This window comes from Streptomyces sp. NPDC028305 (genome assembly GCF_055569495.1).
The window spans coordinates 182,427-201,125 of the sequence record NZ_JBVHTN010000009.1 but is presented as its reverse complement, the minus strand read 5'-3'; the positions used below and the strand labels follow the sequence as shown (position 1 = coordinate 201,125).

At 73.5% G+C, this 18,699-nt stretch carries 1 protein-coding gene (cut by a window edge); it reads right to left on the bottom strand.

Annotation, left to right across the window (positions count from 1 at the left end; translation table 11 throughout):
* Positions 1-14 precede the first annotated feature (14 nt).
* Positions 15-18,699, bottom strand: the 3' portion of a protein-coding gene (locus ACZ4WQ_RS36190; RefSeq protein WP_398374973.1) for a type I polyketide synthase. The gene runs 13,913 nt beyond the window's last position; only the last 18,685 of its 32,598 coding nucleotides appear in the window; its start codon lies beyond the right edge, outside the window; its stop codon occupies positions 15-17.

Sequence of the window (18,699 nt, the reverse complement as noted above, 5' to 3'; positions counted from 1 at the left end):
CCTGGTGCCGACTGTCAGGAGATGCCGAACTCCTTGCCGATGAAGTCGAACACCTCCTCGTCGGAGGCCTGGAGCAGTTGCTCGTCGACTCCGCCCGGGCCGTCGTGCAGGTCCTCGTCGTCCCACTGGGCGAGCAGCTTGGTCAGTCGTTCGCGGACCTGTAGACGGGTCTCCCGCCGGGTGGTGGCGGCGGCCAGCGTCGCCTCCAGCCGGTCGATCTCGGCGAGCACCTGGCCCTGGCCGCCCGCGCCACCGGCCGTGCCCGGCTCGTCGGTGCCGTCCGGCAGCAGCTGCTCCAGCAGGTGCTGCGAGAGCGCGGTCGGGCTCGGGTAGTCGAACACCAGCGCCCGCTTCAGCCGCAGTTGTGTGGCGGCGGCCAGCCGGTTGCTGAACTCCACCGCGGTCAGCGAGTCGAACCCGAGGTCGCGGAACGGCTTGCCGGACTCGACCGCCTCGGCCGAGTCGTACCCGAGCACGGCCGCGGCCGTCTTGCGTACGAGCCCCACGACGGCCGAGACGCGCTCCGGCTCGGGCATCTTCGCCAGCCGCTCACGCAGCGACTCGCCGGTCCCCTCGGCGCCGTCGTCCGCCCCGGCCCGCATGGCGCGCCGGGCCTCCGGGATCTCGCTCAGCAGCGGACTCGGCCGGACGGCGCTGAAGGTCAGCGCGAACCGTTCCCAGGCGAGGGCCGAGACGAAGGCGGTCGGCTCGGTGTCGGCGACCAGCCCGGCCAGCGCCGTCACCGCCAGTTCCGGGTCCATCGCCACCACACCGGCCCGCCGGGACACCGCCTCCACCGGTGTGTCGGCGGCCATTCCGGCGCCGGCCCACAGCCCCCAGGCCACCGAGGTGGCGGCGAGACCCTGGGCGCGGCGCCGCTCGGCCAGGGCGTCCAGTACGGCGTTGGCCGCCGCGTAGTTCGCCTGGCCACGGCTCCCGATCGCGCCGGAGGACGACGCGTACAGGGCGAACACCGTCAGGTTCAGATCACGGGTCAGCTCGTCCAGCAGCAGCGCCGAGGCCACCTTCGAGCGGAAGACCTGCTCGTAGCGTTCGGGGGCGAGCCCTTCGATCAGGCCGTCGTCGAGCACACCCGCGGTGTGGACGACACCGGTCAGCGGATGCTCGGCCGGGACGGCGGCCAGGAGGGCCGTCAGCGCGTCCCGGTCGGCCACGTCGCACGCGGCGATGGTGACCTGTGTGCCCAGGGCGCTCAGCTCGGCGCGCAGCTCCTCCGCGCCGGGGGCGTCGGGGCCACGGCGGCTGGTCAGCAGCAGGTGTTCGGCACCGTGGCAGGCCAGCCACCGGGCGACATGTCCGCCCAGCGCCCCCGTGCCACCGGTGATGAGCACCGTGCCGCTCGGCTGCCACTGTTGGTCCGGGGCCTGGGCCGGGGCCTGCACCAGCCGCCTGCCGAACACGCCGGTGGCGCGGACCGCGATCTGGTCCTCGCCCGTGGGGGCGGTCAGCGCGCCGGCGAAGCGTGCGGTGATCCGGTCGTCCAGCTCGGCGGGCAGGTCGATGAGACCGCCCCAGCCGCGCGGGTACTCCAGCGCGGCGACCCGGCCGAAGCCCCAGACGGCGTTCTGGAGCGGGGCCGTCGCCGGGTCCGAACCGCCCAGCGACACCGCGCCCCTGGTGACCGCCCACACCGGCGCCTCGATCCCCGCGTCGCCCAGGGCCTGCATCAGGGTCGCGGTCAGCACCACTCCGGCCGGAACCGACGGGTACTCGGGAAGGGCGTTCTCGCTCAGCGCCAGCAGGGACACCACGCCCGCGAACTCCCGGCTGTCCGCGCCACCGGCGCGATCCGCGGCGCATGACGCGAGGCGGTCGGCCAGCTCGGCGCGATCGGCGGCCCCGACCTCCAGCGGCACCGAACCGGTGCCCACCGCGTCCACCAGGGCGGACACCCACGCGTCAGCGGCCAGGCCCTGCGGTACGACCACCAGCCAGGTTCCCGACGGGGCGGTGGCGTCCGCGGTCACGGGCTTCCATGTGGTCCGGTAGCGCCAGCCGTCGACCGTGGAACGCTCGCGCCGCTGCCGCCGCCATGACGACAGCGCGGGCAGCACGGCGCCGAGCGAGTCGGCGTCCACCTCCAGCCGCGAGGCCAGGGAGTCCAGTTCCTCTCCTTCGACGGCGGCCCAGAACTCCGTGTCCACCGTGTCCTGGTCACCGGGCAGCGCCTCGGTCTCGGCCGCCTCGGGCCAGAACCGCTGCCGCTGGAAGGCATAGGTGGGCAGCTCCACCCGGCGGGCGCCGGTCGCGGTGAAGAACCCGGCCCAGCCGGTGGGAACACCACGGACGAAGAGCTCGGCCAACGACTGGGCGAAGCGGTCGAGTCCCCCCTGGTCGCGGCGCAGCGTGCCCGCGACCACGGCGACCTCGTCGGCGTCGTCGATGGCCTCCTGGACCGCGACGGACAGCACGGGGTGCGCGCTGACCTCGACGAACGCGCGGTGGCGGCGGGCCAGCAGCTCGCGGACGGCCGGTTCGAAGGCCACCGTCCGACGAAGGTTGCGGTACCAGTACTCGGCGTCCAGTTCCCCACCGTCGAGCCACTCACCGGTCACTGTCGACAGGAACGGCACCTGCACCCCGCGCGGGGTGACCGGCGCGAGCTCCGCCAGCAACTCCTCGTGGACCTCCTCGACGTGGGCGGAGTGGGAGGCGTAGTCCACGGCGATCCGCCGCACCCGCACATCCTCGCGCGTCAGTTCCTCGATCAGCTCGTCCAGTGCCTCGGGGTCGCCGGAGACCACGACCGACCGCGGGCCGTTGACCGCCGCGACCGACACCCGGCCGCTCCACTGCTCCAGCCGGACCTCGACCTCATCGACCGGCAACGGAATCGACGCCATGCCTCCGGCACCGGCCAGCCGTCGCGCGATCGCCTGGCTCCGCAGCGCCACGACCCGGGCACCGTCCTCCAGCGACAGCCCGCCCGCCACACAGGCGGCGGCGATCTCGCCCTGGGAGTGCCCGACGACAGCGTCCGGAATCACACCGTGGGCCCGCCACAGCGCCGCGAGCGACACCATCAGCGCCCACGACACCGGCTGCACCACATCGACCCGCTCCAGCGACACGGCACCCTCGTTCTGCCGCACCACATCCACCAACGACCAGTCGATGTAAGGCGCCAGAGCCATCGCGCACTCAGCCAGCCGCTCGGCGAACACCGGAGACTCGTCCAGGAGCCGGGCACCCATGCCCGCCCACTGAGAGCCCTGTCCCGGGAAGACGAACACCGACTTCCCCTCCACGTCGGCAACGCCACGCACCACGCCGGGCGCGGGATCGTCATCGCCCAGGGCGCGCAGACCTGACAGCAGCGCCTCACGGTCCCCGCCGACCACCACCGCCCGGTGCTCCAGCACCGACCGCGTGGACAGCAACGAGTAGCCGACGTCCACGGGACTCAGCTCCGGGGCGCCCTCCAGCTGGGACAGCAGACCGGCCGCCTGACCGCGCAGCGCCGCGGCCGACTTCGCCGACACCATCCACGGCACCGTCACCGCGTCGACCGTGGGCGTGTCCGACACGCTCTCGGCGTCCACCGCGTCCTCGGGGGCCTGCTCGATGATGGCGTGGGCGTTGGTGCCGCTCATGCCGAAGGAGGAGATGCCGGCCCGGCGCGGGCGCCCGGTCTCCGGCCATTCGGCGGCCTCGGCCAACAGCTCCACCGCACCGGTCGCCCAGTCCACATGCGTGGTCGGCGCGTCCACGTGCAGCGTCTTGGGCAGCACACCGTGGCGCAGCGCCATCACCATCTTGATCACACCGGCGACGCCCGAGGCGGACTGGGTGTGCCCCATGTTGGACTTGATGGAGCCGAGCCGCAGCGGCAGCTCCCGGTCCCGTCCATAGGTGGCCAGCAGCGCCTGCGCCTCGATCGGGTCGCCCAGCGTGGTCCCGGTGCCGTGCGCCTCGACCGCGTCCACCTCCGCCGGAGCCAGACCCGCGTTCGCCAGCGCCTGACGGATCACCCGCTGCTGCGACGGACCATTCGGCGCCGTCAGACCATTCGACGCACCATCCTGATTCACCGCCGAACCCCGCACCACCGCCAGCACCTCATGACCGTTGCGCCGCGCATCCGACAGCCGCTCCAGCACCACCAGACCCACGCCCTCCGACCAGCCGGTGCCGTCGGCACCCTCCGCGAAGGACTTGCACCGGCCGTCCCGCGCCAGTCCGCCCTGCTGCCGGAACTCCGCGAACCCCGCCGGGGTGGACATCACCGTCACCCCGCCGGCCAGCGCCAGCGAGCACTCGCCGCCGCGCAGCGCCTGCATCGCCATGTGCATCGCCACCAGCGAGGACGAACACGCCGTGTCCACCGTGACCGCCGGGCCCTCCAGGCCGAAGGTGTAGGACAGCCGGCCGGACACCACGCTCGTCGCCTGGCCGGTCATCATGTGGCCGAGTGACTCCTCGGGGGCGACATAGCCACCGCCGGTGGCGCCGATGAAGACGCCTGCGTCACTGCCGCGCAGCCCCGTCGGGTCGATTCCGGCCCGCTCGAACACCTCCCACGCGGACTCCAGCAGCAGCCGCTGCTGCGGGTCCATGGCCAGCGCCTCACGCGGCGAGATGCCGAAGAACCGGGCGTCGAACTCGGTGGCGTCGTGGACGAATCCGCCCTCGAAAGCGTTCTCCGCGTCGAGGTTCCAGCCCCGGTCGGACGGGAACGGGGAGATCGCGTCCCGCTCCTCGGCCACCAGACGCCATAGATCCTCGGGCGACCGGACACCGCCCGGGTAGCGGCAGCTCATCCCGACGATCACGATCGGGTCGTCCGCGACGCTCCCGAGGGCGGTGAGGACGGCCGAGCCGCCCGGGCCAGGCTGCTCCCCGAGCAGTTCGGCGCGGAGGTGGTCGACCAGCGCCGCCGGGGACGGGTAGTCGAAGACCAGGGTGGTGGGCAGGGCCAGTCCGGTCGCGGTGGCGAGCCGGTTGCGCAGCTCCACCGCCGTCAGCGAGTCGAAGCCGAGGTCCTTGAAGGCCCGGTCGGCCTCGATGGCCTCCGCGCCCGAGTGGCCGAGCACCAGGGCCACCTGTTCCCGGACGACACCGAGCAGCAGATCGAGCCGTTCGTTGTCCGGCGTGGCCCGCAGCCGTCCGCGCAGCGAGCTGAGCTCCGACGCGTCGTCGTACCGCACGGGTGCGTCCGCGATAAGCGCGCGGCGTACGCCGGGCAGGTCGCGCAGCAGTGCGCTCGGCCGTGCCAGGGTGAACGCGGGGGCGAACTGGTCCCAGTCGACGTCGGCGACCGCGACGGTCACGTCCCGGTTGCGCAGCGCGCGGCTCAGCCCGGCGATGGCGGTCTCCGGCGCCATGAGGATCAGCCCACGGCGCGCCAGGTAGTCCTGGGCGCCGTCGGCGGCCGCCATTCCGCCGTCGGCCCACGCGCCCCAGGCCACGGATGTCGCCGTCAGCCCCCGGGCCGTACGGGCCTCGGCCAGCGCGTCCAGGTAGGCGTTGGCCGCGCCGTAGGCGCCCTGGCCGCCGCTGCCCCAGGTGGCGGCGACCGAAGAGAAGAGGACGAAGAAGTCGAGCTCACGGTCGCCGAGCAGCGCGTCGAGGTTGGCCGCGCCGACCACCTTGGCTGTCATCACCTCGGCCGTCTCGGCGTCGCTCGCGCCGTCCAGCGGGGCGGCCGCCTGGGCGATGCCCGCGGTGTGCACGACGCCCGTCAGGGGGCGGTCGTCGGGGATGTCGGCCAGCACGGCCGCGAGCGCCTCCCGGTCGGCCACGTCGCAGGCGGCGATCGTGACCCGCGCGCCCAGCTCGGCGAGTTCGTCGCACAGTTCGCGGGCGCCGGGTGCGTCCGGCCCCCGACGGCTGGTCAGCACCAGGTGCTCGGCGCCGCCGCGGGCGAGCCAGCGGGCCACATGGCCGCCAAGGCCGCCGGTGCCGCCGGTGATCAGGACCGTTCCGGTGGCGATGAAGCCGGTCTCGTCCGGCTCGCGTTCGGCCGGGCAGTGGACGACGCGCCGGCCGAAGAGGCCGGAGGAGCGCACCGCGGCCTGGTCCTCGTCACCGGCTCCGGCTCCGGCTCCGGCTCCAGATAGCACCGCGGCCAGCCGTCGGCCGGCGGGCCGGTCGAGGGTGTCGGGCAGGTCGATCAGTCCGCCCCAGCGCCGCGGGTACTCCAGCGCCGCGACCCGGCCAAGGCCCCATACGGCCGCCTGCGCCGGGTTCGGCGCGGTGTCCGAGCGGCTCACCGACACCGCGCCTCGCGTGGCGGTCCACAGCGGCGACTCGATGCCCGCGTCGCCCAGCGCCTGCACCAAGGTGATCGTCAGTGCCACGCCGGCCGGTACGCCCGGGTGTCCGCCGACAGCGGGCTCGTACGGTGCGAGCAGGGACAGGACGCCCGCGAACGGGCCCGATTCCGTGGCCGCCTCACGCAGCCGGTCGGCCAGTGCGGCGCGGTCCGGCTCGCCGATCTCGACGCGTACCGTCGGGGTGGGCATGGCCTCGGCCACGGAGGTCGCCCACGGGTCGTCCGCCTGCCCGGCCGGGACGACCACGAGCCAGCTGCCGCGCTGGGCCCGGGGGGTCGGGTCGGCCAGCGGCGTCCAGGTGACCCGGTAGCGCCAGCCGTCCACGACCGACTGCTCACGTCGGCGGCGGCGCCACGTCGTCAGCGCGGGAAGCACCGCGCCGAGCGAGTCGCCGTCGACTTCCAGCCGCGAGGCCAGGGACTCCAGGTCCTCCCCTTCGACCGTGGCCCAGAAGTCCGTGTCCCCGTCCGCGATTCCCGTGTTCGCGGCGGGCGCCGGCGCCGACACGTTCGGCCAGTAGCGCTGGTGCTGGAAGGCGTACGTGGGCAGTTCGACCCGGTGGGCGCCGGTGCCCGCAAAAAACGCCGGCCAGTCGACCTCCACGCCGTGCGCGTACAGCCGGGCCAGCGCGGTGACCACCGCACGCTCCTCGTCCGCTCCCTTCCGCAGCGCCGAGACGACCACCGTGGTGGCGGGCGACTGCTCGGACAGGCTCTCCTGAGCCATCGCCGACAGCACACCGTCCGGCCCCAGCTCCAGATACGTACTCACACCACACTCGTCCAGCCGACGCACGCCATCGGCGAACCGCACCGCCTCGCGCACCTGCCGCACCCAGTACTCGGGCGCGCACAGCAGCTCGGCCGACGCCACCTCTCCCGTCAGGTTCGACACCAGCGGCACCGCCGGAGCCCCGAACGACAGGCCCCGCACCACCCGCTCGAACTCAGCAGCCATCCCGTCCATCAGAGCCGAGTGAAACGCATGCGAGACCCGCAAACGCCTAGTCTTGCGCCCCTCGCCCTCGAACCGGCCGGCCAGCTCGAGCACCGCCGCCTCGTCGCCCGAGATCACGACCGACCGCGGCCCGTTGACCGCCGCGATCGAGACTCCCTCGGTCAGTTGCGGGGTCACCTCGTCCTCGGTGGCTTGGAGGGACACCATCGCCCCACCTCGCGGCAGCTCCGCCATCAGCCGGGCCCGCGCCGCCACCAGCGTGCACGCGTCCGTCAGCGAGAACACCCCGGCCACATGCGCCGCGGCGATCTCTCCGACCGAATGCCCCGCCACGTAATCCGGCCGCATTCCCCACGACTCCACCAGCCGGAACAACGCCACCTCGACGGCGAACAGCGCGGGCTGTGTCCATCCCGTCCCGTCCAGCAGCTCCGCCTCGGCCGAACCCGCCTCGGCGAACATCACCTCACGCAACGGCCGTTCGAGGTGGCCGTCAAGATGCGCGAACACCTCGTCCAGCGCCTCGGCGAACACCGGGAACGCCTCGTACAGCTCCCGGCCCATCCCCGCCCGCTGACTGCCCTGCCCCGAGAACAGGAACGCCACCACCCGATCCTCCCGGGCCAACCCCCGCACCACATCCACGCCCGGCTCACCACACGCCAGAGCCCGCAGGCCTTCCACCGCCCCCTCCCGGGCGCCCGCCAGCACCACACCGCGCCGCTCGAACCCCGACCGCGACGTCACCAGCGAGAACGCCAGATCGCTCCATGCGAGACCGGGCTCTTCCTCGGCACGGGAAAGCACCCGCGCCGCCTGCGCACGCAGCGCCTCCTCCGACTTCCCCGACACCACCACCGGCAGCACACCCGGCTCCCGAGCCGGCGCGGGGGATGCCACCGGGCCGTCGTCATCGGCCTGCGGCTGCGGGGCCTGCTCCAGGATGGTGTGGGCGTTGGTGCCGCTGATGCCGAAGGCCGACACGCCGACCCGGCGCGGGTGCTCCGTCTCCGGCCACTCGGCCTGCTCGGTCAGCAGCTCCACCGCGCCGGACGACCAGTCCACATGGGACGTCGGCTCGTCGATGTGCAGCGTCTCGGGCAGTACGCCGTGTCGCATCGCCATGACCATCTTGATGACGCTCGCGGCGCCGGCGGCCAGCTGGGTGTGGCCGAGGTTGGACTTGACCGAGCCCAGCAGCAGGGGTTGTTCGCGCTCCTGCCCATACGTGGCGAGTAGCGCCTGGGCCTCGATCGGGTCGCCCAGCGTGGTGCCCGTGCCGTGCGCCTCCACCGCGTCGATGTCGTTCGCCGTCAGCCTGGCGTTGGTCAGCGCCTGGCGGATCACCCGCTGCTGCGAGGGGCCGTTCGGCGCGGTCAGACCATTCGACGCACCGTCCTGGTTGATCGCCGAGCCCCGCACCACCGCCAGCACGGGGTGGCCATGACGGCGGGCGTCCGACAGCCGCTCCACCAGGAGCAGCCCCACGCCCTCGGACAGGCTCATCCCGTCGGCCGATTCGGCGAACGCCTTGCACCGGCCGTCCGCGGCCATGCCGCGCTGGCGGCTGAAGGCGAGGAACGAACCGGGGGTGGTCATCACCGTGACACCGCCGGCCAGCGCCAGTGTGCTCTCGCCGTTGCGCAGCGACTGGCACGCCAGGTGCAGCGCCACCAGCGACGAGGAGCACGCCGTGTCCAGGGTGACCGCCGGGCCCTCGAGACCGAACAGATACGAGATCCGGCCCGACAGCACGCTGGGCACCGAGCTGGTGAGCAGGTAGCCCTCGGCCCCCTCCTGGTCGGCGTGCGGTCCGAAGCCGTAGTCCTGGTAGCTGGAGCCGATGAACGTGCCCGTCAGGCTGCCCCTGACCGACGCGGGGTCGATCCCGGCCCGCTCGAACGCCTCCCAGGAGGTCTCCAGCAGCAGCCGCTGCTGCGGGTCCATGGCCAGCGCCTCACGCGGCGAGATCCCGAAGAAGCCCGCGTCGAACTCCGCCGCGTCGTGCAGGAAGCCACCGCGCGTCGAGTACGTCTTGCCGAGCTTGTCCGGGTCCGGGTCGTAGAGCCCCTCGGCGTCCCAGCCACGGTCGGCGGGGAACTCGGAGATGACGTCCTGTCCGCCCGCGACCACCTCCCACAGCTGCTCCGGCGAACCGATCCCGCCGGGGAAGCGGCAGGCCATGCCGATGATCGCGACCGGCTCGTCGGAGGCCGCGGACACCACGGGCGCGGGCGCGCCCGGCACCGCCGCGGCCGAGCCCACGATCCGCGACCGCAGGAACTCCACCAGGGCCACCGGGCTCGGGTAGTCGAAGACCAGGGTGGACGGCAGGGTCAGACCGGTGGCCCTGGCCACCCGGTTACGCAGGTCCACCGCGGTCAGCGAGTCGAACCCGACATCGCGGAACGCCCGGCGCTCCGAGATCGCCTCCGGGGAGGTGTGTCCCAGAACCGCTGCCGCCTCGGCGCGCACCAGGTCCAGCAGCGCGCGCTCCTGCTCGGTGGCGGACAGCGCGCGGATCCGCGCGGCGAACTCGCCGTCCGCGGAGGTGGCGACGGTGTTCTCGGCCTTCTCGAGGATCCCGCGCACCTCGGGCACCTCGCCGAACAGCGGGCTGGGGCGCACCGAGGTGTAGACCGGGTAGTAGCGGCCCCAGTCGATGTCGGCGATCGTCAGCAGGGTCTCGTCGTCCTCCAGTGCCTGCCGCAGCCCGATGTGGGCGAGGTCGGGCTGCATGAAGCGCAGACCGCTGCCGAGGATCTGCTGCGGATCGACCCGCACCTGGTCGTCCCGCCAGATGCCCCACGCGATGGAGGTGGCGCGCAGCCCCTGGGCGCGCCGGTGTTCCGCCAGCGCCTCCAGGTAGGAGTTGGCCGCCCCGTACGCGCCGTGGTCGCCGCTGCCCCAGATGCCGGCGATCGACGAGTAGTACACGACAGCGTCGAGCTGCTCTTCGTCCAGCAGCTCGTGGAGATGGCGGGCGCCCGCGACCTTGGCGTCGACGACCGAGGCGAACGTCTCGTGGTCCATGGTGGTCAGCGAGCCGAGGTCTATGTAAGCGGCCACATGGACGGCGGTGCGAATGACCCGCCCCTCGGCCGTGAGCCGGTCGATCAGCGCGGCCACCGCGGCCCGGTCCGCCACGTCGCAGGCCACGACCTCCACGGCGGTGCCCAGCTCGGTCAGCTTGGCCACCAGCTCGGCCGCGCCGGCCGCGTCCATGCCGCGCCGACTGGTCAGCACCAGGTGCTCGGCCCCGTTGTGCGCGAGCCACCGGGCCAGATACTGGCCCAGCACACCGGTGCCGCCGGTGATCAGCGTGGTGCCGCGCGGCTCCCAACCGCCGTTGGGGCCACGGTCGTCGAGGGGCGCGCGCACCACGCGGCGTACGAACACTCCGGAGGACCGGATCGCGAACTCGCCCTCGCCGTCCTCGCCTTCAGCGCCGGCGAGCGCTCCGACCAGCCGCTGCGCGGCGCGCTGGTCGAGTTCGGCGGGCAGGTCCACCAGGCCGCCCCAGCGGCGCGGGTGCTCCAGCGCGGCCGTCCGGCCCAGGCCGATGACCTGCGCCTGCGCCGGGCTGGTCAGGCCGTCCGAGCGGCCGGTGGACACGGCGCCCCGGGTGAGGCACCACAACGGCGCCCCGGTGTCGAGGTCGTCCAGCGCCTGCACCAGCGCGAGGGTCAGCGCGAGCCCGGAGGACAGCGTCGGGTGGGTGGCGCTCGGCTGCTCGGCGAAGGCCAGCACCGACACCATGCCGCGCAGGTCCTCGACGCCCTCGACGCCCTGGAGCCGGGACGCGAGTTCGGCGCGGTCGACACACGACTCGTCCAGCTCCAGCCGCCGGACCTGAGCGCCGTGTCCGGCGAGCGCCGCGGTCACCTCGTCGTCCGCGACGCCGTCGGCGGTGACGACCAGCCAGGTGCCGGTGAGCACGGGCACCGAGGACATCCGCAGCGGCCGCCACTCGGTCCGGTAGCGCCAGGAGTCCACGGTGGACTCCTCACGGCGCCTGCCCCGCCAGGCGGAGAGGGCGGGCAGCACCGCGCCCAGCGAGTCTCCGTCGATCTCCAGCCAGCCGGCCAGGGACTCCAGGTCCTCCTGTTCGACGGCGGACCAGAACTCGGCGTCCACCGGGTCGGTCTCCGTGGCCTGCGCGACGGGCCTGGCCTCGTCCGCCCAGTAGCGCTCGCGCTGGAACGGGTAGGTGGGCAGCTCGGTCCGGCGGGCCCGGGTGCTGGCGAAGCAGCCCGCCCAGGCGACCTCGACACCGCGGACGAACACCTCGGCCGCCGAGGTCAGGAAGCGCCCGAGGCCGCCCTCGTCCCGGCGCAGCGTGCCGACGGTGACGGCGTGGTCGCCTGTCGCGTCGATGGTCTCCTGGACCCCTACAGTGAGCACGGGGTGCGCGCTGACCTCGATGAACGCCCGGTGGTGCTGGGCGAGCAGCCCCCGGACCGCGGGCTCGAAGCCCACCGTCCGCCGCAGGTTGCGGTACCAGTAGTCGGCGTCCAGTTCACCGCCGTCGAGCCACTGACCGGTCACGGTGGAGAAGAACGGCACCTCGGCGGCGCGGGGGCGCAGCGGTGCCAGACGTTCCAGGAGTTCGTCGTGGATCTCTTCGACGTGTGCGGAGTGGGAGGCGTAGTCCACCGCGATCCGCCGGACCCGGACGTCCTCGCCGGTCAGCTCCTCGATCAGCTCGTCCAAAGCCTCACGGTCACCGGAAACAACCGCCGAGCGGGGGCCATTGACGGCCGCGACCGATATCCGGCCGTCGCAGCGCTCCAGCCGCGCCTCGACGTCGCCCACCGGCAGCGGTACCGAGGCCATGCCACCCGCACCCGCAAGCCGCCGGGCGATCGCCTGGCTGCGCAACGCCACCACCCGGGCCGCGTCCTCCAGGGAGAGCGCGCCGGCCACACAGGCGGCGGCGATCTCACCCTGTGAGTGACCGACCACCGCGTCCGGCTCCACGCCGTGGGAGCGCCACAGCGCGGCGAGCGAGATCATCATCGCCCACGACACCGGCTGCACCACATCCACGCGCTCCAGCGACGCGGCACCCTCGGCCTGGCGTACGACGTCCATCAACGACCAGTCCGTGAAGGGCGTCAGAGCGGCGGCACACTCCGCCATCCGCCCGGCGAACACCGGAGACTCCTCCAGCAACCGGGCGCCCATCCCGGCCCACTGCGACCCCTGCCCCGGGAAGACGAACACCGTCTTCCCCTCCACATCGGCGATGCCGCGGACCACGCTCGCCCCCGGCTCGTCCTCGCCCAGGGCACGCAGACCCGACAGCAGCTCTTCGCGGTCCCCGCCGACCACCACGGCCCGGTGCTCCAGCACCGCCCGCGCCGACACCAGCGAGTGGCCGACGTCGGCCGACGTCGCCTCGGGGAGGTTCTCCAGGTGGGAGGACAGGTTGACCGCCTGCTCGCGCAGCGCGCGGTCGCTCCTGGCCGACACCACCCAGGGCAGGGCGGCCGGGGTCGCGGCGGTGGTGTCGGGGTCGGCCGGCTTCGGTTCGGCGTCCTCGGGCGCCTGCTCCAGGATGGCGTGCGCGTTGGTGCCGCTGACGCCGAACGCGGAGACACCGGCCCGGCGCGGACGCCCGGTCTCCGGCCACTCCGTCGACTCGGTCAACAGCTCCACCGCGCCCGCCGACCAGTCCACATGCGTGGTCGGCTGATCCACGTGGAGGGTCATGGGCAGCACACCATGGCGCAGCGCCATCACCATCTTGATCACACCGGCAGCGCCGGCGGCCACCTGGGCGTGGCCGATGTTCGACTTCACCGACCCCAGCCACAGGGGCAGCTCGCGGTCCTGACCGTAGGTGGCGAGCAGCGCCTGCGCCTCGATCGGGTCGCCCAGCGTGGTGCCCGTGCCGTGCGCCTCCACGGCATCGACGTCGCGTCCGGACAGCCCCGCGTTGGCGAGGGACTGGCGGATGACCCGCTGCTGCGACGGGCCGTTCGGCGCCGTCAGCCCGTTGGACGCGCCATCCTGGTTGACCGCCGAGCCCCGCACGACGGCCAGCACTTCATGGCCGTTACGGCGCGCGTCCGACAGCCGTTCGAGTGCCAGCAGGCCGACGCCCTCGGACCAGCTGGTCCCGGCCGCCGCCTCGGCGAACGCGCGGCACCGGCCGTCCGGGGCCAGCCCGCCCTGCTCGTTGAACTCGCTGAAGCCGACCGGCGTCGACATCACCGTGACACCGCCGGCCAGCGCCAGCGAGCACTCGCCCGAGCGCAGCGCCTGGGCGGCGAGGTGCATCGCCACCAACGCCGACGAGCAGGCGGTGTCCACGGTGACGGCCGGGCCCTCGAGGCCGAAGGTGTAGGACAGCCGGCCCGAGATCACGCTGGTGGCCTGGCCGGTCATCTGGTGGCCGCGGGACTCCTCCGGCGGTACGTAGCCGAAGCCGGTCGCGCCGACGAACACGCCCGCGTCGGTGCCGCGGACGGAGGTGGGGTCGATGCCGGCGCGCTCGAACACCTCCCACGCGGTCTCCAGCAGCAGCCGCTGCTGCGGGTCCATGGCCGCCGCCTCACGCGGCGAGATCCCGAAGAAACCCGCGTCGAAATCGGCGGCGTCGTAGAGGAAACCGCCCCGAAAACCGGCGTCTCCGTCGAGCCGCCAGCCGCGGTCGGTGGGCAGTTCGGCGATGGCGTCGCGCCCCTCGGCGACCAGCCGCCACAGGTCCTCCGGGGACCGGACGCCGCCCGGGTAGCGGCAGGCCATCCCGACGATCACGATCGGGTCGTCCGCGAGACCGGCGGTGGCGACGGCCGTCGGCGTGATCGCGTCGACGTGCTCGTCCAGCAGCTCACGCAACAGGAACTCGGCCAGCACGGTCGGGGTGGGGTAGTCGAACACCAAGGTGGCGGGCAGCCGGAGCCCGGTGGCCGTGTTCAGCCGGTTGCGCAGCTCGACGGCGGTCAGCGAGTCGAAGCCCAGCTCGCGGAACTCGCGCCGGACCTCGACCGCGTCCGGCGACGGGTGCCCCAGGACGGCGGCCGCCTGGCCGCGTACGAGATCCGTCAGGAGGCGCAGCCGGTCGCCGTCGCGCAGCCCGGCGAGCCGGCGGGCCAGCGCGTTGGCCGCGCCCGAGTCGGAGTCGCGGACGCCGCCCGCGGCCCTGCGGGCCGTACGCACCAGGCCGCGCAGCAGCCCGGGGGTCTCGCTCTGGGCGCGCAGCGCCGCGAGGTCCAGGCGCACGGGTGCGACCACGGGCTCGTCGCAGGCGACCGCGGCGTCGAACAGCGCGGCGCCCTGTTCCTCGGTCAGCAGTGGCATGCCGGCCCCGCTGATCCGCTGGATGTGGGTGTGGCTGAGCTCGCTGGTCATGCCGCTGTCCTGGACCCATGGGCCCCACAGCAGCGACTGGCCCGGCAGGCCGAGGGCCCTGCGGTGGTACGCCAGCGCGTCGAGGAAGGAGTTCGCGGCGGCGTAGTTGGCCAGCCCCGCGGCGCCCAGCTGGCCCGCCACCGAGGAGTACGTCACGAAGGCGGCCAGGCCGAGATCGCGGGTCAGCTCGTGCAGATGCCAGGCGGCGTCCGCCTTCGGTCCGTAGACCGTGGCCAGCCGCTCGGGCGTCAGCGACGCGAACACTCCGTCGTCGAGCACGGCCGCGGTGTGGACGACCGCGATCAGCGGGTGCTCCGCCGGAATCCCGGCGAGCAGCGCCTCCAGCGCGGCGCGGTCCGCCACATCGCACGCGGCGATGGTGACCTCGGCGCCGTGCGCGCTCAGCTCCGCCCGGAGGTCCGCCGCGCCGGGCGCGTCCGGCCCGCGGCGGCTGACCAGGAGCAGATGCCTCATGCCCCGGTCGGCGGCGAGATGACGGGCGAGGCTGCGGGCGAGACCGCCGGTGCCACCGGTGATCAGCACGGTGCCCTCGGGGTCCCACTCGCGCGGCATGGTCAGCACGATCTTGCCGGTGTGCTTGGCCTGGCTCATGCACCGGAACGCGTCCCGCGCCCGCCGCACATCCCAGGCCGTCACCGGCAGCGGCCGCAGGACGCCCGCCTCGAACAGCTCCATCAGCTCGACCAGCATCTGCTGGAGGCGGCCCGGCCCGGCCTCCGCCAGGTCGAAGGGCCGGTAGCCGGCGCCCATCGCCTCCGCGTCGCGGATGTCGGTCTTGCCCATCTCGATGAACCGGCCGCCGGGGGCAAGCAGCCGCGCGGACGCGTCGATGAACTCGCCCGCGAGCGAGTTGAGCACCACGTCAACGCCCCGGCCGCCGGTCACCTCCCGGAACCGCTCCTCGAACTCGGTCGTACGGGAGGAGGCGACGTGGTCGTCCGGGATACCCAGCGAGCGCAGCGCGTCCCACTTGCCCTCACTCGCCGTGGCGAACACCTCGGCGCCCAAGTGCCGGGCGATCTGGATCGCGGCCATACCCACACCACCGGCACCCGCGTGCACCAGCACCGACTCACCCGCCGACAGGCCGGCCAGATCCACCAGGCCGTAGTACGCGGTCAGGAAGGCGACCGGCACGGACGCGGCGTCCTCGAACCGCCAGCCCTCCGGGATCGGCACGAGCTCGTTCTGGTCGACGACGACGGACGGGCCGATGCCGCCCTGGACGGCGCCGAGCACCCGGTCGCCGACGCGCAACCCGGTCACCTCGGGGCCGGTCTCCACGACCACCCCGGCCGCCTCGCTGCCCATCGCTCCGGCGTCCCCGGGGTACATGTCCAGGGCGTTGAGCACGTCACGGAAGTTGACTCCGGCGGCGCGCACCGCCATCCGTACCTCACCGGGGGCAAGCTGCTCCCGAGGCGTCTCGGTGATCAGGTCGAGGGCGTCCAGGCTGCCCTTGCGCCGACTGTCCAGCCGCCACGGCACCCCGTCGGCCGGGGGCAGCAGCCGGGAGGAGGTGGCGACGGAGGCCAGTCGGCCGACGAGTACGGCGCCGTCCCGGACCGCGACCTGCGGCTCACCGGACGCAAGCACATCGGCCAGCACCTCGGCGGTCTGCTGCCGGTGGTCGAGATCGGCCAGGACGAGGTGTCCCGGGTACTCCGTCTGCGCGGTGCGCAGCAGCCCCCATACGGCCGCCGCGGCGAGATCGGTGAGGGTGTCGCCGCTCCGCGCCACGACCGCGCCGCGCGTGATGAACACCAGACGGGATTCGGAATGCCGCTCGTCGGCCACCCAGTGCTGGACCAGCTCCAGGACCCGGGCCGTCACGTGGCGCATCGAACCCGCCGGGTCGTCCGGGGCCCCGGTGCCGTCGGCGGGGCCGGTGGCACCGAGCGAGCCGACCTCGACCACCACCACGTCCGGCACCGTTTCGAGGGACGCCAGGTGCCCGAGCGCGTCCGTGGACAGTTCGAGCGTGTCCGGCTCGCCGTCGGGTCGTGAGGCGGCCGGAGCCGGCACCCAGTCCAGCCGGTAGAGCGAGTCGTACACGTGGCCGACGGGGTTCCCGGCGGCCAGTTGCCGCGCGGACAGTGGGCGGGTGGTCACGGACTCGATCGAGACGACGGGCGCACCGGTCGGGTCGGCCGCCTCCAGGGTCACCGCCCCGGCGGCGCCGTGGGCCAGCCGCACCCGCAGGACAGAGGCGCCATGGGCGTGCAGGGAGACACCGCTCAGCGAGAACAGCAGCGAGGTCTGTCCCGCGCCCGAGTCGGCCCCTGCCACCTCGGCGAACCACATGGCGTGCAGGGCCGCGTCCAGCAGAGCCGGGTGCATCGCGAACGACTCGGCGTCATCCGTCTGATCGGGCAGGGCGACCTCGGCAAACACCTCGTCGTCGGTCTGCCAGACCGCGCGCAGCCCCTGGAAGACCGTGCCGTATTCGAGGCCGACGTCGGCGAACCGCTCGTAGAAGCCCTCCAAGTCGGCGACGACCGCACCGGTGGGCGGCCACACGGTCGCGTCGAAGTCCGACGTCCGCTCGCCCGCCGCCAGCACACCGGTGGCGTGGTGCAGCCACGGCTGCTCGGTGGCGTCGGCGGGCCGTGAGTAGACGTTGAAGCCGCGGCGGCCGGACTCGTCCGGCACGCCCACCCACACCTGGAGGGCGACCGCGTCGCGCTCCGGCACCACCAGGGGCGCCGCGAGGGTGAGTTCGTCCACCAGGTCGCAGCCCACCTGGTCGCCGGCGCGGATCGCCAGCTCCAGGAAACCGGTGCCCGGGAAGAGCACCACACCGCCCACCGCGTGGCCGGCCAGCCAGGGGTGCGATCGAAGCGACAGGCTGCCGGTGAACAGCACTCCGCCCGCGTCGGCCAGCTCCACCGCGGCGCCGAGCAGCGGGTGTTCCGGGGACACCAGGCCGGCGGCGGTCACATCGCCCGCTCGCGCGGGCTCGGAGGGCCAGTAGTGCTGCCGCTGGAAGGCGTAGGTGGGCAGATCGACGCGGCGCGCGCCGGTGTCCGCGAACACACCTGCCCAGTCGACCTCGCCACCACGGACGAAGAGCTCCGCCAGCGAGGCAAGGAACCGGTCGCTGCCGCCCTGGTCACGCCGCAGCGTGCCGGTGACCACAGCGGTCACCTCGGCGTCGTCCACGGTCTCCTGGACCCCGACCGTCAGCACCGGATGGGCGCTGACCTCGACGAACGCGCGGTGGCGCCCGGCCAGCAACTCCCGCACGGCCGACTCGAAACCGACCGTCCGACGAAGGTTGCGGTACCAGTACTCGGCGTCCAGCTCGCCGCCGTCGAGCCACTCACCGGTCACCGTCGACAGGAACGGCACCTCCACCCCGCGCGGGGCGACCGGCGCGAGCTCCGCCAGCAACTCCTCGTGGATCTCCTCGACGTGGGCGGAGTGGGAGGCGTAGTCCACCGCGATCCGCCGGACCCGGACGTCCTCCCCTGTCAGCTCGTCGATCAGCTCGTCCAGTGCCTCCGGGTCGCCGGAGACCACGACCGACCTGGAACCGTTGACCGCGGCGACCGACACCCGGCCGTCCCAGCGCTCCAGCCGCGCCTCCACCTCGCCCACCGGCAGCGGCACCGACGCCATTCCCCCGGCACCTGCCAGCCGCCGGGCGATCGCCTGACTGCGCAACGCCACCACCCGGGCACCGTCCTCCAGCGACAGCGCGCCGGCCACACAGGCGGCCGCGATCTCACCCTGCGAGTGGCCGACCACCGCATCCGGCTCCACGCCGTGAGAGCGCCACAGCGCGGCGAGCGAGATCATCATCGCCCACGACACCGGCTGCACCACATCCACCCGCTCCAGCGACGCGGCACCCTCCACCTGCCGCACCACGTCCATCAAGGACCAGTCCGTGAACGACGCCAGGGCAGCGGCACACTCCGCCATCCGCCCGGCGAACACCGGAGACTCGTCCAAGAGCCGGGCACCCATCCCGGCCCACTGCGACCCCTGCCCCGGGAAGACGAACACCGTCTTCCCCTCCACATCGGCAACCCCGTGCACCAGGCCCGAGCCGGGCTCATCA